Below are 21,211 nucleotides of genomic sequence, written 5' to 3'. Positions count from 1 at the left end.
CGCTCACCGCTTCTCCTCCGGTTCCAGCAGGGCCCGTACCTTGAGCGTCCCGGTGCGGATACGGGTCTTCGCCGTGCCCAGCGGAACGTGCTCCGCCTCCGCGACCTCCCGCGCCGTCATGCCGTAGATCCCGGCCATCACCAGGGCCCGCGCCTGCTCCCGGGGCAGCTCCGCGACCGCTCGCCTGACCCGCTGCGCGCTGTCGTCGGCGAGCGCCCGCCGCTCGGGCGTCTCGGTCACGCTGCCGAACAGCGCGTCCAGGTCCGCCGGGGCGACCGGGCTCGCGCGCCGGGCCCGTGCCGTGTCGATGGCCAGGTTGTGCGCGATGGCCGTCAGCCATGCTCGTACCGAGCCGCGCCGGGGGTCGTACACCTGTGCGTGCCGCCAGGCCCGCTCGAAGGTCTGCTGGGCGACGTCCTCGGCGAGCTGGGGGTCGCCCAGCACGGTCACGGCCACGCCGAAGACCACGCCCTGGAAACGGCGCACGAACGCGACGACGAGTTCGGGATCGCCCGTCGCCAGACCAGTGAGCAGTGCCTCGTCCGGCACCCGCCCGAGGGACAAGCTCATGCGCCACATATCAGGACTACGGTTCGCCGACCGGAATGTATTGCGTCAGCGCAAATTATCCACCTGGCTTCGCCTGTCTCGCTGCGATCCGGCCGGCCGCAATCCCTTCGCCCGGCAGCGTCGTACCCCTGGCAGGGGGACATTCCGGAGGACCGAATCATGACCAACCCGCGCACCCGCAACCGTGTACTCCTCGGCGTGGCCGCCGGCGGTCTGACCGCCCTGCTCGCCGCCTGTGGAAGCGGCGGCTACGGCAGCAGCACCGGCGCCACGACGACCCCGGCCCCGACGAAGGCCGGTACCTCGGCGACCCGCGTCACGGCGGTGCTCACCGACTTCCACATCCAGCTCTCGACGCACAAGTACCGGCCTGGCCAGTACACCTTCACCGCACAGAACAAGGGCCGGCACCAACACGCCCTGGAGCTCGTGGGACCCGGTGGCAGCAATCGCAGCAAGACGGTGAACCCCGGGCAGTCCACGGCCCTCACGCTGACGCTGAAGTCCGGCACGTACCAGGTCTTCTGCCCGATCGGCGGACACCGGGACCTCGGCATGAACACGAAGATCGCCGTCGGCGGAACCCCGGCACCGTCCGGCAGCGGCAACACCACGTCCCCGCGTAACGGGTACTGAGCGATGACCGCCGAAGAAAATTGCCGTTCCGGCCGCCGCCACCGATTTCCCTGCGGCCACCACGCCCTTGGTCTCCTGGAACATGCAGGGGCCAGTATCAAGGCGAAGACCGGCAGCAAGTGGACCAACACGGTCCGGCAGCAGGCGTTGCAGGTGCCGATCGTGATGCTTCAGGAGCCGGCCCGGAGCCTCCTCCGCGCAGCAACCCACAGCCCAGCCAGACCTTCACCACGACCGACAGCCAGGGCAACACGCATCAGCACACCGTGCTGCACCACACCTGGGTCGTCGACACCGGTTACCGCAATCCCATCCCGACCCGTGAGGTCTACTTCCTGCAGACCGACGACGACGTGACCAACCCGCGCCGGATCGGCGGCCGGGTCAACATCGCGCTCGTCCTGAGCGAGGGGCCCGACGAGCTGATCGTCGCCGAGGACGAGCAGGGCATCGACGCGGTCACCGATCTGGTCAAGTCGACCGGTGCGGGCGGCGTGATGATGTGGGAGCTCGGCGGCGACTACTCCTGCCCGGCGGACGTCCAGCCGGACACCCCGTGCGGGATGGGGTACACGCTGACCACCCGGCTGAACGCAAAGCTGGGCAATATTGGCGCCTACAGCAACAGCCTGCGCGCCGGCACCGGTGGTGCCGCGCCGACGGTGACCGCCAACCTGAGCGTCGAGATGGTCAACTACCCGACCGCCACGGCGAACCTGTGGCCGTTGCAGCCGACCGTCCGGATCACCAACAACACCGGGCGCACGCTCGGCGGTGGCAAGGACACGAAGCTGTCGTTCGACATCCCGGCCTCGACGTCACCGCTGGTCAAGGACGCCAACTGGCAGACCGGTGCCCAAGTGGGTCAGTGGCAGCCGGCGGCCGGTTCGACGTTCCACCGGGTCAGCACGACGCTGGACTACTGCCAGATCATCCCGGCCGGGAAGTCGCTCGACCTGCCGATCATCTACTTCCTCCCGATCACCGGTCCGGTGAACACGAGTCTGTCGATCGGCGGTACGGCGTACGCGCCGGTGACCGACAACCTCAAGGGACTCGGTACGGCGACCCCGCCGGCCGGTGGCTGCAGTGCCGGGAACTGGGACGCGACCAAGATCTACTCTCCGGCAAGCCAGCCGATCGAGCAGACGACGGTCACGTACAACGGCAAGGTCTGGAAGGCCAAGTGGGAGACGAAGGGCAGTGCCCCGGGCACCGGCGCCGACGCCGACCAGGAGCCCTGGAAGCTGATCGGCAGCGCCGGCTGACACGGCACCTTTTGATCAAATAACCGGAGAGTGCCGCAAGATCCCCGTCAGCAAGCTGGCGGGGACCTTGTGGATGGTCGAGGCTAACCCTGGGAAAGGGGCGTCGCGCTGCCCGCGACCCACTCGCTCCACGGCATGTTCCAGTCGCTGAGGCCGTTGTCCGGGGCCAACGTGGTCTTGTCCACGGAGTTCTTGACGATCACCACGTCGCCGATCATCGAGTGGTCGAAGAACCACGCGGCGGGTCGCCTGCTGTCGACGCCGCCCCTGACATCCTTCAGGCCTATGCAGCCGTGGCTCTTGTTGACCTTGCCGAAGGCCCAGTCGTCGGCCCAGTAGTTGCCGTGGATGAACGTGCCCGAGTCGGTCAGGCGCATGGCGTGCGGTACGGCCTTGATGTCGTACGAGGGCTTGCCGTCCTTCTCCGTGAGGCCGACGCTCGCACCGTTCATATGGGTGTGCCAGAACTTCTCGGCGATCACCATCTGGCCGTTGTGCGTCGGGTGTTCGGGGCTGCCCGACGAGATCGGGATGGTTCGGATCGTCTTCCCGCCCCGTACGACGGTCATGTGCTTCGTCTTCGCGTCCACGGTGCTGATCTGGCTCCGGCCGATCGTGAACGTGACCGTCTTCTGGACACCCTGGTGGCTGAGAGTGACGGTGACCGTGGAGCCGGGCTTCCAGTATTTCTCGGGGCGCAAGTCCAGGCGGTGGTCGTTGAACCAGTGGCCGACGACCTGCTGGCCGCTGCTCGAGCTGACCTGGATCTCCGACTGCACCGCGGCCTTGTCGCTGATCGCCTGGTCGAAGTCGACCCTCACCGGCAGGCCCACGCCGACGGTCGAGCCGTCCTCGGGGGAGAGGTGCCCGACGAAGTCGTTGGCCGGGGAGACCGTGGTGATCGCGGCACTGTCATTGGCGGAACGGCCCTTGGCGTCCTGGGCCTCCGCGGCGATCTGATACTTGGTGGCACGCTCCAGCGGGCCGTTCGGCGTCCAGGAGGTGCCGTCGGCGGACAGAGTGCCCGGAACCTCGGCGCCGGTCGCGACGGCGGTCATGGTCACTTGGGTGAGCTTGCCGTTGCTGACGGTGACACTGACCGGATCGTTGATCGCGACGCCGTACGCGCCTTGCCCGGACGTTATCGCTATTCGGGCGTCGGAGGCTTCTTGGGCGACCGTCGGAGGTGCCTGCGCCTGCGATGTGGGGCTGTCCCCGGCTTGGTTGCCGCCGACGGCAGCGCTGCTCGTGCCGCCGAGGGCCGTGACCGCGAGTACGCCGCCGAGGGCACCGGCCGCGGCCACCAGTCCGGTGTGTCGTTTACCCAGCATCATGAAGCGCTTCTCCCATGGCATTGGCTGTGCGTCCGTGCGCCGATCACCGAAGTGGGGCGACCGGCTTTGAAACCATAGGCACGCTTCCATTCGTAAATGGACAAATTGTGGCGAGGAGCACGATTTGCCCGGGGTCTACGGCCGCCGCGCCGACAGGGTGGACGCCTCCTTCGGGGGTTGGGGGGCGATCTCGAAAGTTTCGAAGAATTCCCGGTTGGTTTGACGCCTCAAGCTAGGAATACGGGGCCCTTTGGTCAAGGCCTGTAGCCGATCTGTCCACAAACAGCACCCCCCTAGGGGCTTGGCAAGCTGTCGCGCCGGCCCGACCCACTCCGCTAGGTGCGGATGCAGCTCACCTGTTCAAGGCGTACGCGTGGGGGAGAGGCCCAGTGAGCGGCGTCCGCGACTCGCCCCGGCCCCGGCCCTGCGGCACCCTGGACGGGTGGCGCGGTGATTCGCCCTCCCGCGCGCCCGGATTTCAGAAAGTTTCGATGAGCGGACCGAAACTTCTTCTGCGAGGAGTATTGACGACCATCGTCAATGCCTCAATCATCCCAGTCTGAGACCGGCCGCGGTTCGAGATGTCGAATACGTCGCCCCGGGCAATCCCTGTTGCACGGCAGATCCACGCACACCCGCACGACAGATCCGCCGCACCAAAGCACCCGCGCCACCCCGTTTCGTTCCGGTGAGGTTCGCACCAGCGCATCCTGGCTCTTCGCACAGCGGAGAGGTACGTGACGCCGCGTGGCGGTCCCCCGGCTGAGCCGCGATGGAGCACCCCATGCGCACCCCCATGCCTGTGCCGAAAGACCGCCGCCGCCCGCCCACGGCACCCGACGGTTGACCGGGTTCCGGCCCACCCCGTCCGTCTGCCGAGTGGGAGCGGACGGCGCACCGTCCTGCGTTTCAGTCCTTCCGTGATTTCTACCTTGGAGGCACAGCCATGGGCTCGTATGCCCTTCCCAGACCAGATATCCGCTTCCGGAAGATCCGCGGCCTGCTGGTGGCGCTGGTCGTCGGCGTCCTCGGTACGGTCGCCGCGCTGGTCACGCCGCCGACCGCACACGCCGCCGAGAACACGCTCGGCGCCGCGGCTGCGCAGAGCGGCCGCTACTTCGGCACCGCCATCGCCTCGGGCAGGCTGGGCGATTCGGCGTACACGTCGATCGCGGGCCGTGAGTTCAACATGGTGACGCCCGAGAACGAGATGAAGATCGACGCCACCGAGCCGCAGCGGGGCCAGTTCAACTTCAGCGCCGGTGACCGCGTCTACAACTGGGCGGTGCAGAACGGCAAGCAGGTGCGCGGCCATACTCTGGCCTGGTACTCCCAGCAGCCCGGCTGGATGCAGAGCCTCAGCGGCAGCACGCTGCGCCAGGCGATGATCGGCCACATCAACGGCGTGATGGCCCACTACAAAGGCAAGATCGCCCAGTGGGACGTCGTGAACGAGGCGTTCGACGACGGCAATTCGGGAGCCCGGCGCGACTCCAACCTGCAACGCAGCGGCAACGACTGGATCGAGGTCGCCTTCCGCACCGCGCGCGCCGCCGACCCGGCCGCCAAGCTCTGCTACAACGACTACAACGTCGAGAACTGGACCTGGGCCAAGACCCAGGCCATGTACTCCATGGTCCGGGACTTCAAGCAGCGCGGCGTACCGATCGACTGCGTCGGCTTCCAGTCGCACTTCAACAGCGGCAGCCCCTACAACAGCAACTTCCGCACCACCCTGCAGAACTTCGCCGCCCTCGGCGTCGACGTGGCCATCACCGAACTCGACATCCAGGGCGCCTCGGCCACGACCTACGCGAACGTGGCCAACGACTGCCTGGCGGTCCCGCGCTGCCTCGGCATCACCGTCTGGGGCGTGCGCGACACCGACTCCTGGCGATCGGAGCAGACACCGCTGCTGTTCAACGGCAACGGCAGCAAGAAGCCCGCCTACACCTCCGTCCTCAACGCACTCAACGGCGGCACACCCACGCCCCCTGCGGGTTCTGGAGCGATCAAGGGCGTCGGTTCGGGCCGCTGCCTGGACGTGCCCGGCAGCAGCACCACTGACGGTACCCAGGTCCAGCTGTGGGACTGCCACAACGGCACCAACCAGCAGTGGGCGTCCACCGCCGCCGGCGAGCTCACGGTCTACGGCAACAAGTGCCTGGACGCCGCCGGCACCGGCGCCGGTACCAAGGTCCAGATCTACGGCTGCTGGGGCGGCGACAACCAGAAATGGCGCCTCAACTCGGACGGATCCATCGTCGGCGTCCAGTCCGGCCTCTGCCTCGACACCGCCGCAGGCGGCACGGCCAACGGCACCCAGATCCAGCTCTCCTCCTGCTCGAACACCAGCAACCAACACTGGACCCGCACCTGACGAAACCCGCCACAACCGGCTTCCCTCGCCTCTTCACGGAGACATCGCTAGTGGCCCCGGGTCGCCGCCGTAGTGGCGGCGACCCTCGCGATCGGCATTGCGTCGCGGTGAACCCGGCGCCCGCCGAGGCGGCGACGGGGGGCACCAACGCCTGCTGATGTGGTCCCGGGCGAGCGGAGGCCGGGGGCTGTCTCAATTGATGTGGTCCGACGTCGCTGTGCCGTCGGCTTCAACCGGCCAGCTGGCGTGGCTAGGACTGACGGCGTGCGAAGAGGACCGCACCTGGAACGCTCTCGTCGGGGTCGACAAGCAGGTGAGCCTCGACGGTGAACCCGGCATCGCGTAGCCAGCCCGCCACTTGGTCAGGCTGGCGGCGGTGAACGGGGACGTTCATCGGGTGGCCGCCGTAGCCCTGCGTCTTCAGCCTTGACTCGTTGCCGACGTGAAAGCCGAGCAGCAGCGGTCCGCCGGGGCGCAACACGCGCCGGAAGTCGGCGAACAGCGCCAGAGCCGCCCGAAGGTACGGCGCCCCGGCCAGAGCCTCGCGTAGTTGGTCGGCATAGCTGACCGCGACCGTGTCGTAGGAGGTCCGGGTGTCTGCCAACCAGCGGTCCGCGTTCATGGCTCGACAGAGTAGTGCCGCGATCAGGATGACGAACCAGATCAACTGAGATCAACGGCGAATCAGATCAGGTCACTTGAGAAACGGACGATGTGCGCCTGCCGCTGCCGCTGCTCCGTTTCTGACCGATTGACGGTCCCTGCCACTCCTCAGATGGTCTGGTTTCGGCGCGAACACGTCGAGCTGGGTCACCGTCAACCAATGCAAAGTGATGAAAATGCCACAGGCGCGCCACCTGTCGGCATAGTCTGCGGAATCACCGCAGGCGAGCCTGGGTGGCTTGTGGTGGGGCGGAGGTGTCATGGGTGGGGACCTGTATGCGCCGGCAAGGGGCAGCGAGCGTGAGGGAATGGAGGTGCCCGATCCGTACGGCGATCAGCCCTTGCTGACTTCCGTGATGACGACGGGCTACGACGCGGTACCCGAGAAGGAACGTGAGCGCCTGCGGCGCTACCTCGAAGCCGTCGTCGCGGCCCGGCCCGCGCCGGTGCACACCACTGTCGCCTTCAATGCCGTGTACTTCGGGTACGACCTCGGCGGCGAGGGCTACGGCGGCAGCCCTCTGCGCCTCGACGACTTCCCTGTGATCACCTTCGGCGAGTGTGCTCCCGTGCTGCCGGTCGGTGCCATGGTGTGCGTCGCCACTGGATCGGACCCTCTCTATGCCGAGATCGTCTACCGGGAAGGCGCGCATCCCGCGGTGAGCACGCACGGTGACGTACCGGTCTGGGTGTCGGGAGCGCCTGCGGGGGCCAAAGGGCCGGGCGATCCGGGGAGCGGCGCCGCTCCCCGGCGTCGGGAGCTGCTGGTTCCGGATCTCCACGCCTTCGGCCCGGCTCTGAGTCTGTCGCCGGCCCAGCTCCATCGATTACGCACCCGTCGTCGCTGGATCAACGGAGACGGTCATGTCGTCGTCGACGTCTGCTACCCGTCCCAGGGCGCTGCCAGGCGCGACGACTTGACGGCGTATGCGGACCATCTTCTGACGAGGGCACGGGAGCAGTTGCTCAGCCCGTTCGCGCCCGTCTCCCTCGCCGAACTGGTGGGCGGAACGCGTGACGACGACCTGAGGGCGGGCCTGCTCGGTCTTCTCGACACGGTGCGGGGAGTCCTCGACTCCAGCGATGCGTTACGCACTTGGGGTCACTACGCCATGACCCGGAGCTCCCTCGCGGACTGCTGGCGGGACACCGGGCCGCTGGGTGGCGGTGATCTCAAGTCCCTTGCGGCAGCGGTGGAACACGCGGCGATTCCGGCGCAACGGCGTCACGGGTTCACCTCGGCTGTCCCCGTGTACACAGCGGTCGGACCGAGGTTGCGCGGGTTCCCCGGGGCGACGGAACGGCTTAGGGGACCGGGGTACGCCGCTGCCGTGTGCCGGGCGAACGTGGCGCTCGCCGATGTGGTCCAACGAGACAGTGACCAAGGTCTGTTCGAGAACGGCTGCTGGATCACGCTCGACGACGCTTTCGAGGGCGGGGGCGTGTGGCGGTCCCACCGTCCCGGTGGCGCGGAACCTTCCGGAGATCCGCTGACCCCGGCCGGACGAGGATGGGCGTCCACGCTACCTGCGCCACCGGAGCCGGAGCCGGAGCCCGAAGCGGAGCTGGATCCGGTCGACCTGCCGCTCGCCGACGACGCGTCCCTCGGACCCGGTGAACTCCTGCGCAGCGATGCGAACGACGTCGTATGGCGGTCGCCCCTGCGGCTGGCCCATCTCATCGACGGCTGGTTCCCCCTGCACCCGGACGCTGTGCGAGACCTTGACCGGTCCCAAGGCCCGTGCCTGACCCTGCGCCTCGAACTCGACCATGCCGACGGGGTGTTGGACGAGAAGGAGGCGGTGCAGGACGTCACCGTGGAACTCGGCGACGACTCGGGCCGGTTGACCGGAATCCTCTGGCCCGGCGACTTCTTCCCCGGCCTGATGCTCGAGGTTCGCAGGCGCCTCGGGGGCCCGGTGATCCGCATGGCCACGACGAGCCTCCAGGAACGGGTGCGGGTCGGCGACCGCGAGACCGGCCACAGTTACGACCCTCGTGTACTCACCAGGGAGGATGTTCCGGGCAGCGACCGCCATGGCGACAGCCCGGTCGGGCTCGGCCCACGGCAACTGGTGATGCGCACCGTGCGCCGCTGCGGGCTGCTCACGCCGGACGGCCATGCCCTGATGGACCGTTCAGTCCTGCCGAGTGCGGTCTACGGGCGCCGGCCGGCACGGTCACAGGCGGCCGCCCTGGAATCGGCGGTCGCGGAACTGTTCGCGGAGCGGGTCCTGGCACCGGCCCTCGGCAGCCGTGATGCCTGGGGTCAACCGCACTACCCGACGCGCGACGGCCAGCCAGTCATTCCCCTCATCGCCTACCGCTCGGTCCGACAGCGGGTGATACGCCCATGGGGTGGCACGGATCTAGCAGGCGAGGGGCTGTACGGCGTCCAGTTCGTCCCCGGCCACCTTCGTCGCCTGCGGCCGGGGTGTTCGCCCAGTGAAGTCCAGCGAGCGGCCTTTCGGGAGCATTGCCGCAGGCTCGGCAAGGCGGACGGCTGGGAGCTGCCCTACGGATACACGTTCGTCACCGAGCACACGCGCGGGCACTGAGTCTTTGCGCGCATCTCGACTCGACCCCGTGCAACCGCCCCAGCAGCCGCAGAAACAGCCACAGAACCAGCAGCCGCTGAAACAGCGCCACAGAAACGGAGCACGCGTACATGCAGGACCGCTACCGCGTCGTCACGGGGCCGCCGTTGTCCCCGCCGAACATCTTGGCCGAGGATCTCGAAGGCCTGGCTGACGCGCTCAACGCCTTGACACACCCGGCATTAACCGCCCTGACCGACCTCACGGTCAACGCGGTGGAACTTGCCTTCAACTCCCTGTCGCCCAGGGGTCGGCAGGATCTGCTCGACAGCCTGGGAATTCGCATCGCGGCCCCTCGTCGGGCGAGCAAGTCCCTGTGCGGGGACGTACTCGGCAGGCTGCAACGCGAGTCGAGGCAGCACAGCTGCACCTGTGCGACCAGGGGACTCACCCACAACGTGATGAATCAGGTCGGCCGATTCGTCATCGCCCAGGAGGGCGAAACGGTGTCCGACCCGGTTTCCCGGTGGGGAGAGACGCTGGTCCGGGCCACGGTCTTCGCGTGGTGCAACGCCTCCGTCGGCGATGCCTACGTCATTGCCTGGGCGGCGGACCAGGACTGGTTCGCCGGGACCGCCGACGAGGACGAGACGGCGCGATTCGTCGCTGTCGGTGAGAAGGCCCGGTCGATCGTGGCGGCGTATCCGGGCTTGGAGCCCGGCGCATCGGAGGAGCGGGAGACGCCGATCGAGGCCGCCCCGGACGACGGGTCCGAGACGGTTGCCGAGAACGCCCCGGCCGACGAGGCGGCGGAGCTCGACGTGGTCTGCCGAGACCTGGAGTCGGCCCTCGCCCTCGCTCGCCAAGCTGCGGAGACAGTGACAGCCGTCGTCGCGGACGGCGGCCCACCGAAGGACGAGGACCTGGCTCCGCTGGCCACGCTGGGCGCCGTGTTCGACCGTGCGGAGGCGATGTTCCGCGCGGCGGGGATCGACGGGGTGCCCCGCCGCCTGGAGGACATGGCACGCGCAGCAACCGCCCACCGGCTGACCCATGAGCACGACCTCAGGGCACGGGAGACCCTGCGGGAACTGCTGAACGTCGTATGCCGACCGGACAGCCCCGCCGCCTCCGCCACCGAGGATGCGCGAGAGGCGGCCCGCCGCCTGCTGGACACACCGGCGTGGGAGTCGGCGCAACGGGAGGAGAGCGCTGCCCTCGTAGCTTTGGCGCGGCTCATCCGGCTGGGACGACAGGCGGACGCCGCGGCGGAGATCCTGGTTCTGCAGGAGCAGGTCGTGCGGGTGCTGCCCGCGTGCGCCATGGCGGCGGTCATGGCCCCTGAACTGACGTTGGCGCAGCCGGAGGCCGCCGACCCCGAACCCGCCAGGGTGGACGCAGACGCCACTGAGGCTGCCGACGGACCGACCGTCGGAGAACGCGCGGACGTACAGCCGACCGAACGAGCGAACCGGAATCCGGTGGGTATCACCGCCGCCGATCTCACCCAGGAGACCGCGCCCGGCCCCGCCCCCGCACCGGAAGCCGCGCCCGTCCCGACGGTCTCCGACGCCCTCGGCACGGGCGACGCACAGGTCGCGACAGCCGCTGACAACGACCCGGCACCGGCCACGGCCTCGGACGCCGACGTTCCGTCCACGCCCGCCGGACCAGGTGACGAGCTCGCACCCGCCCCTGAAACGGCCCTCGTCCCGGACACCTCCCCGGGCGAGGGCGAGGGCGAGAGCGACGACCAGGGCAAGTGCGACGAGGACGAAGGCGCCGACGAGACCGCGGCCGAACGGGCCCTGGCGAGGCTGGTCGTCGAGCGGCGCTTCGGACTCGCCCACCACGTGGCGCGTGCCGCGGGTCATCCTGAGCCGCAGGCGGCGGCGCTCCGCGTGGCCGGTGCCGCCGCGCTCCTCACGTCCGGCGACAGCCAGGGCGCCCGGCTGACCACGGACCTGCTCCAGAGCTACGGCGGATACGCGGGCCGCGACACGGAAGGCAGCGAACTCATGCTGCTGCCCGCCCTGCTGCGTACCGCGCTGATCACCGGCGACCATCTGGCGGGCGCTCAGCTCAAGGCCCTGGTGCCCCGCCTTCCGGACCATCTCGCCGAGGCGGCGACCGCCGTTGCCGACCGTGCGCTCAGCGGTGCCCTGATCGCCTCGCCGCTGGTCGTCATCGCCGACGACGCCGAGCGGGAGGCGCGGCTGCGGGAGTTGCGCGAGCAGTGCAGCGCCCTGCTCGCGCCGCAGAGGCTACGGTTCGCGCGGGCGACGGAGATCGCCAAGCGATGGCTTGCCCCGGATGACGGGATGCTCGGATCGCTGCTCATGACCGTCGTCCACGACAACCGTGACGCGATCCAGCACGTGCGGGAGCAGGCCGAACGCCTGTCGAAACTGGCCGAGGCCCACACCGAGATCGACCGCATGGACCGCAAGCACCGCTCACCGAGCGGCAAACCGCTCCAGGGCGCCGGGCGGCAGGACCTGGTGCATCTGGTGGAGCGCGCCATCGGTCTGGCCAAGGAGTGGTGTCTGGTGGTCGACGGCACCCGCCGCGGCGACCGGTCCGACCGCAACCGGGCGGTCAAGGAGATCTCCGCCCTGCGTCAGTCCCTGCTGGACGGCAAGGACGCCGCACTGGGTGACCTGGAGCAGCTGGCCCAGCGCTCGGGAGCCCTCGCCGCCGCGACGGCGTGGGCGGCACGTGCGTCGATGGAGGAGCTGTTCGCCCTCTTGACCGGCGACACCTCGACCATGCGTACGGGCAGTTCGCTCTCCCCTGAACTCGTGCTGGACGCGGAACTGCTGAAGGTGTGCGACACCGTCGACGAGCGGCCGTCGCTCGACCAACTCATCACCGCGGTCGACCGGAGCTGGCAGGACGCCCTCGCCGAGCGGCTGGACCGTGATGCCTTCACCGCGGTCCGCGCCATCGTCGAGCTGGCCGGGCGCGGGGTGCTGCCCGCCGTACAGGCCAGGGAGTTCACTCCGCCCGCGCTCGCCGAGATCGAGGAACGGGAGGCCGCACGGCGCACGGAGCTGCGGAAGGCGCACGAGGAACTCGTCGCTGAGCTGCATCGCGCACAGGCCGACGGCGCCGTGACCGACGACCAGGACCTGCGTCTTCAGGAACTGCTGGCCGACGCCCGCGAGCGGCTCGACACCGCCGACACGCACAACCTGGTCGCCGTACGGCGCGGACTCGACACCGTACGAAGCAGCCTGCCCGCCTTCCGGCGGGAGGCGGCCGACCGGCTCCGCGCCCGGCTCGACGTCCTGGACTCCACCGCGGACCAGCGGGCCCAGGTGCTGCGGCGCCTGGAGACGAACGACCTGGCCACCGCCGCCGACCTTGTCTACTTCCTGGAGATCGGCGAAGACGTCCCGGAGATCGAGAACGGCGAGTCGCATCTGGCCGAGTTCTTCCCGGCCGTCCCCGACGGCCTGCGCGGGGGCATCGACCGTGACCTCGTGGACCTCGTCCGATCCTGCGGCACGCATCCGACCATCCCCGTTCTGGACTACAGCGCCCTGTCCACCGACGAGGCGGCACTGGCGGCCGATGCCCTCGACGAGTGGCGGGTGATGGGTACGACCGAGCCCAAGGACCGGCTCCAGGTGGCGCATACGCGGCGGGTGCCGCCGCTCCTCAAGCTACTTGGCTACGACGCCAAGAGCGCCCGGCAACTCGACGAGCGGTCTCAGCATCGGCGCGAGTACCGGCTCTTCGAAGCGACCGAGGTGGCGATCAACGGCAGGGCGAAGGCGCCGGCGTTCGGATCGCAGATCACAGAGCAGGGCGGCAACCTCCGGGTGATGGTGGTGTGGGGTCGGCCGCCCGCCAAGGTGGTCATGAGCTGGGCGGAGCGCGACACCAGCGGAACAGGTCTCCTCGTCGTCTACTTCGGCACCCTGAGCCGCGAGGCCCGCGTCGAACTCGCTGTCGGCTCCGGGCAGTTGTCGCAGCCGCTGCTGGTCGTGGACGACGCCGCCCTCGCCTACCTCGCGGCCCACGGCAACCGCCAGGTCAGCACCGCCACGCAGACCCTGTTGCCGTTCTCCGGCGTCAATCCGTACATCAGGGAAAAGCGTGGCCGCATCGGCGGCGAGATGTTCTACGGCCGTGACGCCGAGCGCAAAAGCATCCTGGACCCGCGCGGAACGCAGGTCATCTTCGGTGGCCGGGGCCTCGGCAAGTCGGCTCTGCTCGCGGACGCCGGGGACAAGTTCATGGAGCAGCGCCCCGGCTACTACCAGACGGTGTACGTCAACCTCGACCAGGAGAACATCGGGAAGGGCAGCTCGCTCGGGCCCGAGACCCTGTGGAGCGTGCTGGACCGGAAACTGACCGAGGCGCAGGTCCTGAGCCGTCCCCAGGGCCGCAGGCCCGCAAAGGACATCTCCGAACGGGTGCGTGCGGGTATCCAGGCCTGGACCGACGGAGACTCGCGTCGGCGTCTGCTGATCCTGCTCGACGAGTGCGACCAGTTCTTCGAGGGGGATGCCCCCCGCTTCAACCAGACCAAGAAACTCAAAGGCCTCGGGGACGACACCAAGGACCGCGCCAAAGTCGTCTTCGCCGGTCTGCACTCCGTGCAGCGGTTCGCCAAGCTCGCCAGCAACGGGCCGTTCGGCCACCTCGCACAGACTCCGAAGGTGATCGGCCCGCTCGCTCCCCAGTTCGCCGCCGAGCTGCTGGTCGAGCCGATGCGGGCACTCGGCTTCGAGTTCCTGGACCTGGACCTCGTCAACCGGGTACTCGGCTACTGCTCCTACCAGCCTTTCCTGCTCCAGATGTTCGGGCACCGGCTGGTCGAGGTGATGCACCGCAAGCGGGCACGGCGCGGACCCGAGGGCCCCAAAGAACCGCTGTACGCGGTGGAGCTCGCCGACATCGAGGTGGTGGAGTCGGACACCGGACTCAGAGACAGCATCTCGGCCGCCTTCAAGGACACGCTGAGCCTCGATCACCGTTACGACGTGATCGCCAACGTGCTGGCGTACCACGCCCGCCACCGCGGTCTGGAGGTGCGGCTGAGCGACACCGAACTGCGCGAGGAGTGCGAGACGTACTGGCGCAAGGGCTTCGAACAGCTCGACACCGAGGGTTTCCGCGCCTACCTCTCCGAGATGGTCGGCCTCGGCATTCTCGCCCCGAACCACGACGGTCTGGGCTGGCATCTGCGCGGACCCAGCGCTCTGCGCATGATCGGCACCTCACACGAGGTGGAAGCCCGACTGCTCAGGGCCGAACAGGACTGCAAACTCCAGGCGAGCATCGTGCAGGAGGGCCGTCCCGAGCTGCCCGACGGCCGGCCGGCTCCACTGACCATCACCCAGCTCGACGACCTGCTCGGTGAACGGTCCAACCAGACGAGGGTCGTCCTCGGCACCTCCGCGACCGGAGTCACCGACGTCGGCGACACCCTCCGGACGGTCGCCGGACGCATCGCCGACTGGAAGCTGCCGCCCGTCGGCAATGGACGCGTCTACCGGCAGCAACTCACCGGCGGGGTGCCGCGTGAACGGCGAGTCGTCATCAGTGACTTCGCCACCTACCCGGCACGCCCGGAAACGTGCCGGGAGGCCGTCGACCAGGCGGAGACGCTGCTGCCCGCCACGCCAGGGGTGACCCGCGCGGTCGTCCTCGTCACCGACCCCACTCAACTGACCCTGTGGCGCGCCCTGTTGACGGGCACCGAACCCACCCCGGCAGCTCCCGTCGTGCTGCGCCGCCACGACCGCCGCAGCCTGCGCGGCTGGGCCCAGCGCGTCGAGATGTTCCACACGGAGGACCGCCTGGACCGTTTCCACGAACTGACCGGCGGCTGGCCGCTCCTGGTCGACCAGGCCCACCGTCTGCATGGCGAACTGGGCGACCCCGACGAGGCGTTGCGTGAGCTGGCCGGCCTTCGCACGGACCGGGTCGCGGCCCGCGCCTTCACCGAGGCGACGGGAGTGTACGCGGATCCGATGCTGGCGACGGGCTATCAGGCGCTCGCCGCCGAATTCAAGGAGGACCCGTTCGACCTGGAGAGCGCGGTGACCGCCGTAGCGGTCCAGGCCCGGATCGAGGACGAGGACGAGGCTCGGTGGATCGTCGCCTGCCTCGACGCACTCCAGGTCTTCGACCGTGAGGACGGCCAGATGAGGCTGGAATCCTTGCTCCGGGAGTGCGTGGCGCTCCACGCATGACAAGAGCGACAGGGCCCCGCCCGGAGGCGGGGCCCTCTACGACTCCGCCCTGCGGAGCCGCGCCCACCGGGCCCGGGTGTGAGCTGCCGCCTGCCCCCCTTCGGGGGCCGCCGCCCGTCATCGTGGGCCGGGTACCGCCTGCCTGGCCTGGGGATTTGGACTTGTCGGTCCATTTTTGGCGGCCTAACGTGCTGCCTGTTCCCCCGCGACGAGCTGCACAGGAAGGTGTCACCCATGCAGCGATCCGCATCGAGGAGCACGGCGGCCCCGAGGTCATGCGCTGGACCGAACTGCCCGACCCGGCCCCCGTACCCGGCGAAGCACTCGTGCGCCTGGGCATGGCCGGCGTGAACTACATGGACGTCGGCGCCCGCGCCGAGGGCAGCCCGGGCTGGGCGGCCCCGGTGGTCCTCGGCGCCGAAGGGATGGGGTACGTCACCGCTCTCGGCGAGGGAGTTCGGGACGTCGCCGTCGGCGACCGGGTGAGGCATTACCGCCCTGCCCACCCAGACGAGCTCGTCGCCGGGCACCGGCGAGGACCGGGGCCGCGACGAGGAACACGGGCGGGAGGAACAGGGACGCGAGGACGGCGACGACGCCGACGACTGACTCGGCCACCCGAACCGGCGGTCACGTCGTCGTCACCGACAAGCAGGGCATCGTCCTGGCCGACTCCGACCCGGCCGCGCGCACCGGCATCAGTCTCGCCGTGCAGCCGGACATCGCCCGCGCGCTGCGCAACCAGCCCACGGTCACGACCACCACCGACAGTGCCGGCCGTGATGTGCTGTCCGCGACCATGCCCGGCGCATCCGGCACCACCATCCGCGGCTCCCTGCGCCTGACCTACCCCCTGGACCAGGTCAGCACCCGGGTACACCGCATCTGGGGCGCCCTCGCGTTGGCCGGTGCCTGCGTGCTTGCCGCGGTCGCCCTGGTCGCCTTCAGCCTGGCCCGGTGGATCACCCGCCCGCTGCGGACCCTCGAGGCCGCGACCGCCCAGCTCGCCGAGGGACAGCTCACCACCCCGCCCGACGCCACCGCCGGACCGCCCGAACTACGCCGCCTCGCCACGTCCTTCACCCACACCGCGACCCGGCTCCAGCACCTGCTCGAAGCCCAGCAAGCATTCGCCTCCGAAGCCTCCCACCAGCTCAAAACCCCGCTCACCGGACTGCGTCTGCGTCTGGAGAACTTCGAGCCCTACCTCGACCCGCGCGCCCACCCCAGCCTCGAGGAAGCCGTCGGCGAGGTCGAACGCCTCGGCCGCATGGTGCAGGGCCTGCTCGCCCTGGCCCGCCTGGAGAACACCGCCACCACCCCCGGACCCGTCGACCTCGACGCGATCGTCGCCGACCGGGTGGCGATGTGGGAGCCGCTGGCAGCCGAGCAGTACATCGCCCTCGACATCACCGGCCCACCCGCAGGACAGGTATGGGCCATCCCCGGCGCCCTGGAACAGATCATCGACAACCTGATCGCCAACGCCCTGCGCGTCTCCCCGCCCAGCACCACCATCACCCTGCACCGCGCCCCCGGGACAGAACTCCACATCGTCGACCAAGGCCCCGGCATGAACGCGGCCGACCGCGAGCGCGCCTTCGACCGGTTCTAGCGCTCCTCCGACTCCCACCACGACGGCACCGGCCTCGGCCTGCCCATCGTCCGCCACCTCGTCGACGCCTCCGGGGGCACCATCACCCTCCACCCCGCCCCCGGTACCGGTCTCGCTGCCCGCATCCAGCTGCGGCCCGTCGCCCCGCGGACCCGCGGCCCACGCTCGGGCGGGGAGGACTTCGGCTCCCGCCGCGGGCTTGGCCACCGAACGCCGGCAGGCCGGCGTGGGTGAGCTCGTGAACGGCGGAACCTGCTGAGCGGTGAGGTCCTCGCGCAGCCGCAGGAAGGGGACGGGATGGCGGTCGAGTGGTCCTTGACCCGGAAGCGGTGTGCCGCCAGGTCGGCAGCTGTCGCGTCCTGTTGCCACAGCTCCCGCAACGCACGACTGTTACCCGGCGCTGGGGCCAGGTTCGCCCCAGCCTCCTCGTCACCGTCCGCGTGCCCCCTGGGGCGCCGGAGCCGCCCCGCTGCGGTCAGCGGTAGGGGCTCCAGCGGCCGAAGCGGGCCATGAGCTTGCGCGTCGCGGCCTCGTTCAGTCCGAGGGCCGCGGCCGCTTGCGCGGTGGTTGTGTCTCTCTGCACTTGGTGGGCAGGTCGTCGGCTGTGCCATGGCCGGATTCCGCCGCTTCGGTGCCTCGGACATGGCCCACGGCCGCAGCGGCCTGGAGTCAGGCTGCGTGATCCCATGCGATTCGCGGCAGCGAATATACCTCGACCCAATTCCTCGCCTGAATAAGAGAGTTGTGACTCCGGCAGAGTTGCGGACGCACCGGATCATGTTGCACGCGCTGCGCGCGGGGTTCCTGTCGCCGGGCTGTGCAGAAGTTTGCCAATGTGCCGTCAGTTCACATGTGACTTGTTTTCCCGGTGACGCGGCCCACATTGAACGTTAGAGCTAGGGGAGCCCCCACCGCACTCCGGTGTTGTGGCCTCGCACCTCCGCACGATGCTCGACATATCGACGCACGTCAGCGTTCAGTCGCCCAAGGCATCTGCTCCTCTCGATACACAGCCAGGAGGTCTGTGAAGCATGCCCCTGAGCCATCTGTCCCCCCAAGACAGGGCCCTGTTCTGGCAGTTCGGCCAAGGTCCTGAAGTCCCCGTCCTCGACCCCCTTGTCCACCACGCCGTCGAACGACGGGCCGTCGCCGCGCCGCACGCAGTCGCCGCCGAGCACCAGGGCACGACGATCACGTACGGCGAGCTGAACCGTCGTGCCGACCGGCTCGCGGCCAGACTCGTACGGGAGGGCGTACGGCCCGGCGATCACGTCGGCCTCTTCGTGCGCCGCTCCATCCCGATGCTCGTCGGACTGCTCGGAGCGCTCAAGGCCGGCGCCGCGTACGTCCCGCAGGACATCGGCCTCACTCCCGCCGCCCAGCTGCGGCACGTCATCCGCACCGCCGGAATCAGGGTCGTCCTCACTCAGTCGGAGCACACGCTGCGGGTGCCTCCGGCTGACGCGGGACAGCAGCTGATCACGCTCGACGACGATCTCACCGAACTCTCCACGGAAGAGCCGGTCCGTCTCGAGCGGCCCGTACGCCCCGACGACGGGTGCTACGTCCTGTTCACCTCCGGCACGACCGGCAAGCCCAACGGGGTGGAGGTCACCCACCGCAACGTCGCGAACATCCTCCTCACCGCGCCCGGTGACCTGGGTATCCGCCCTGGTGACCGGGTCGCCCAGCTCCTCAACATCGCCTTCGACATGGCCGCCTGGGAGATGCTGGGCTGTCTCACCCACGGCGGCACGCTCGTCGTCCGCGGCAAGGACGTCGGGGCGGCGGCCCGTACGGCGGACGTGCTGATCGCGACGCCGACGGTGCTGTCCGGGATCGACCCGGCGGACTGCCCCCATGTGCGGACGGTGGCGGTCGCGGGCGAGCCGTGCCCGCGCCCGCTCGCGGACGCCTGGGCCCGGCGGTCCGCCTTCCACAACTCCTGCGGGCCCACGGAGACGACGATCGTCAATACGATGCACCACTACCGCGTGGACGACGCAACTCTCACGATCGGCCGCCCCACCCCCAACAACACGGTGTACGTCCTCGACGAGCACCGGCGTGCGCTGCCCATCGGGGAGGTCGGCGAGATGTGGGCCGGGGGCGACTGCGTATCGACTGGCTACTTGAACAACGAGGCGCTGAACGCCGAGCGGTACGCCCCCGACCCCTTCCTCGGCGGCGGACGCCGCATGTTCCGCACACGCGACCTCGGCCGCTGGACGCCAGACGGCGAACTCGAGCATCTGGGCCGTACCGACGACCAGGTCAAGGTCCGCGGTTTCCGCGTGGAACTCGACTCCGTCTCCTCGGTACTGGAGTCGGTGGCGGGCTGCTCCCGCGCCGTCACACTCAAGCGGGACGCCCGCAGCCTGATCTCCTTCGTCTGCCCGGCCGACGTCGACCCGGACACGGCCCGGCGTGCGGTGGCCGACGTACTGCCGTACTACTGCATACCGGCCACGGTCCTCCCGGTGGCCGCGCTGCCGGAGACGGACCGGGGCAAGATCGACCGGGCGGCACTGCTGCGGCTGGCATCGGAGCGGGAGGAGGCCGCACGGCACACCGCGCGGGCAGCGACGGTTCATGGCGAGGGAGCACCCCCGCTGCCGGTGTCGGCGGCGCGAGAGGGGGCGGCCTGATGACGTCGTCCGTCGAGGCATCATCCGCTGAGAGCTCGTCCGTCGAGGCGGGAGGCGCCACGTACGCAGCGCCTCCCGCCCCTCTCGCGGCTCTCGCCGAACTCCCTCCCCTCACGTCAGTGCCCCGTCGCCTCCTCAAGCACCCCCGCCTGATGCACTACAACCGCCTGGCGGCCCTGGTGGTACTGGCCAACGTCGGTTTTCTGGCGGCGAGTTGGGCGCCGAACACCGAAACCATCGGCTACGCGTCCCTCGTGAACCTCGCGCTCGCAGTGGTGGTACGGCAGCAGTACGTCATCAACCTCTTCTTCCGGCTGGCGACTTGGGCTCCGACGAGCTGGCCGCTGAAGGCGCGGTGGACGCTCGGGAAGGTGTACCACTTCGGCGGGCTGCACGTGGGCGGGGCACTGGCCGGAGCGGTGTGGTTTCTCGCGGGGACGGTCGTGGCGACCGTCGATGGCACCAACCTGCCGCTCATCACGGCGAGCTGGGTTCTCGTCGCTCTGCTGGTCGTCATCGTCGCCACTGCCCTGCCACCCTTCCGTTCCCGCTTCCACGACCACTTCGAGAAGATCCACCGCTTCGGCGGCTGGAGCGGTGTCGCACTGTTCTGGACGCATACGCTGCTGGGCGCGCAGAAGCCGTTCGCCCTCGGGGTGCTGGCCGTGGTCACCTTCAGCGTCGCTCTGCCCTGGCTGCGGCTTCGCAAGGTGGCCGTACGAATCGAACGGCCCTCCACGCACGTCGTGTTGGCCCGCTTCGACCACGGCGTGACCCCCTTCGCGGGGTCCTCCACCGCCATCAGCCGCAGCCCGCTCACCGAGTGGCACTCCTTCGCCAACGTGCCCTCACCCGGCGAACCCGGCTTCCGGCTGACGATCTCCCGTGCGGGCGACTGGACGGGATCGTTCATCGACGACGCGCCCCCGAAGGTCTGGGTCAAGGGCATCACCACGGCCGGGGTCGCCAATATCGAGACCTTGTTCAGCAAGGTGATCTACGTTGCCACCGGCAGCGGTATCGGTCCCTGTCTGCCGCATCTGCTGGCCGCCGAGGTGCCCTCACGGCTCGTGTGGGCCACGCGTGATCCCCGCAGGACCTATGGCGACGACCTGGTCGACGAGATCCTCGCCGTCCAGCCGAACGCGCTGATCTGGGACACCTCGCAGCACGGCAAACCGGACATGGTGCGGCTCGCGTACACCGCCTACCGCGACTTCGGTGCCGAAGCTGTCATCTGCATCTCCAACAAGAAGCTGACCTGGCAGGTCGTTCACGGTCTCGAGCGGCGCGGCATACCGGCGTACGGCGCGATCTGGGACTCGTAACGGACCGTCAGGAGATAAGGAGC

The 21,211-nt window shown here is 69.4% G+C and carries 11 protein-coding genes and 1 pseudogene; 9 read left to right on the top strand and 3 right to left on the bottom strand.

Annotated elements, in window-relative coordinates; translation table 11 throughout:
• Positions 1-3: 3 nt before the first annotated feature.
• Complete coding sequence (locus tag ADL01_RS25095) at positions 4-579, bottom strand: RNA polymerase sigma factor (protein WP_053744276.1); 576 nt, start codon at positions 577-579, stop codon at positions 4-6.
• 150 nt (positions 580-729) lie between these two features.
• Between ADL01_RS25095 and ADL01_RS25090 the strand changes: the two genes are divergently transcribed.
• Together ADL01_RS25090 and ADL01_RS25085 are read left to right on the top strand one after the other, a co-directional pair.
• Positions 730-1,206, top strand: coding sequence for a plastocyanin/azurin family copper-binding protein (locus tag ADL01_RS25090; RefSeq protein ID WP_053744275.1), 477 nt, complete (start codon positions 730-732; stop codon positions 1,204-1,206).
• A gap of 266 nt (positions 1,207-1,472) precedes the next feature.
• Positions 1,473-2,474 carry a chitinase C-terminal domain-containing protein gene (locus ADL01_RS25085; protein WP_053744274.1) on the top strand — a complete coding sequence of 334 codons (1,002 nt, stop codon included), beginning with the start codon at positions 1,473-1,475 and terminating at the stop codon, positions 2,472-2,474.
• A gap of 83 nt (positions 2,475-2,557) precedes the next feature.
• Here the strand turns inward: ADL01_RS25085 and ADL01_RS25080 are convergent, their stop codons facing one another.
• Positions 2,558-3,805 (bottom strand): L,D-transpeptidase family protein, encoded by a 1,248-nt coding sequence (locus tag ADL01_RS25080; RefSeq protein ID WP_107090990.1) that lies wholly within the window; start codon positions 3,803-3,805, stop codon positions 2,558-2,560.
• Positions 3,806-4,754: 949 nt separating this feature from the next.
• Between ADL01_RS25080 and ADL01_RS25075 the strand changes: the two genes are divergently transcribed.
• On the top strand, positions 4,755-6,188 hold the full coding sequence (locus ADL01_RS25075; RefSeq protein ID WP_053744273.1) for an endo-1,4-beta-xylanase: 1,434 nt from the start codon (positions 4,755-4,757) through the stop codon (positions 6,186-6,188).
• A 250-nt stretch (positions 6,189-6,438) separates the two neighbouring features.
• Here ADL01_RS25075 and ADL01_RS25070 read toward each other — a convergent pair whose 3' ends face one another.
• Positions 6,439-6,810, bottom strand: a complete 372-nt coding sequence (locus ADL01_RS25070) for a hypothetical protein (RefSeq protein WP_053744317.1) — start codon at positions 6,808-6,810, stop codon at positions 6,439-6,441.
• Positions 6,811-7,159: 349 nt separating this feature from the next.
• Between ADL01_RS25070 and ADL01_RS25065 the strand changes: the two genes are divergently transcribed.
• The 6 genes and pseudogenes from ADL01_RS25065 (at position 7,160) to ADL01_RS25045 (ending at position 21,188) form a co-directional block, all read left to right on the top strand.
• Positions 7,160-9,409, top strand: coding sequence for a hypothetical protein (locus tag ADL01_RS25065; RefSeq protein WP_234354781.1), 2,250 nt, complete (start codon positions 7,160-7,162; stop codon positions 9,407-9,409).
• Positions 9,410-9,519: 110 nt separating this feature from the next.
• The gene (locus ADL01_RS25060; protein WP_053744271.1) at positions 9,520-15,597 is read left to right on the top strand and encodes a hypothetical protein; all 6,078 of its coding nucleotides are present in this window, start codon (positions 9,520-9,522) and stop codon (positions 15,595-15,597) included.
• Positions 15,594-16,442 (top strand): alcohol dehydrogenase catalytic domain-containing protein, encoded by an 849-nt coding sequence (locus tag ADL01_RS47560; RefSeq protein WP_324614635.1) that lies wholly within the window; start codon positions 15,594-15,596, stop codon positions 16,440-16,442. The genes ADL01_RS25060 and ADL01_RS47560 overlap by 4 nt, the downstream gene beginning before the upstream one ends.
• Positions 16,397-17,446, top strand: a pseudogene (locus ADL01_RS25055) (sensor histidine kinase). The gene ADL01_RS47560 and the pseudogene ADL01_RS25055 overlap by 46 nt, the downstream one beginning before the upstream one ends.
• Positions 17,447-18,243: 797 nt before the next feature.
• Positions 18,244-19,860 (top strand): amino acid adenylation domain-containing protein, encoded by a 1,617-nt coding sequence (locus tag ADL01_RS25050; RefSeq protein WP_053744269.1) that lies wholly within the window; start codon positions 18,244-18,246, stop codon positions 19,858-19,860.
• On the top strand, positions 19,860-21,188 hold the full coding sequence (locus ADL01_RS25045) for a hypothetical protein (RefSeq protein WP_053744268.1): 1,329 nt from the start codon (positions 19,860-19,862) through the stop codon (positions 21,186-21,188). Before ADL01_RS25050 ends, ADL01_RS25045 begins: the two co-directional genes overlap by 1 nt.
• The last annotated feature ends 23 nt before the right edge of the window (positions 21,189-21,211 follow it).

The organism is Streptomyces sp. NRRL WC-3618, assembly GCF_001280005.1.
Taxonomy (GTDB): domain Bacteria; phylum Actinomycetota; class Actinomycetes; order Streptomycetales; family Streptomycetaceae; genus Streptomyces.
Note: the sequence above shows the minus strand (reverse complement) of the source record. Positions and strands in the feature narration are given on the sequence as shown.

Coding starts and splice junctions, on each gene's coding strand:
- ADL01_RS25095 (WP_053744276.1), bottom strand. CDS start 579: ATGTGGCGCATGAGCTTGTCCCTCGGGCGGGTGCCGGACGAGGCACTG.
- ADL01_RS25090 (WP_053744275.1), top strand. CDS start 730: ATGACCAACCCGCGCACCCGCAACCGTGTACTCCTCGGCGTGGCCGCC.
- ADL01_RS25080 (WP_107090990.1), bottom strand. CDS start 3,805: ATGCTGGGTAAACGACACACCGGACTGGTGGCCGCGGCCGGTGCCCTC.
- ADL01_RS25075 (WP_053744273.1), top strand. CDS start 4,755: ATGGGCTCGTATGCCCTTCCCAGACCAGATATCCGCTTCCGGAAGATC.
- ADL01_RS25070 (WP_053744317.1), bottom strand. CDS start 6,810: ATGAACGCGGACCGCTGGTTGGCAGACACCCGGACCTCCTACGACACG.
- ADL01_RS25065 (WP_234354781.1), top strand. CDS start 7,160: ATGGAGGTGCCCGATCCGTACGGCGATCAGCCCTTGCTGACTTCCGTG.
- ADL01_RS25060 (WP_053744271.1), top strand. CDS start 9,520: ATGCAGGACCGCTACCGCGTCGTCACGGGGCCGCCGTTGTCCCCGCCG.
- ADL01_RS47560 (WP_324614635.1), top strand. CDS start 15,594: ATGACAAGAGCGACAGGGCCCCGCCCGGAGGCGGGGCCCTCTACGACT.
- ADL01_RS25050 (WP_053744269.1), top strand. CDS start 18,244: ATGCCCCTGAGCCATCTGTCCCCCCAAGACAGGGCCCTGTTCTGGCAG.
- ADL01_RS25045 (WP_053744268.1), top strand. CDS start 19,860: ATGACGTCGTCCGTCGAGGCATCATCCGCTGAGAGCTCGTCCGTCGAG.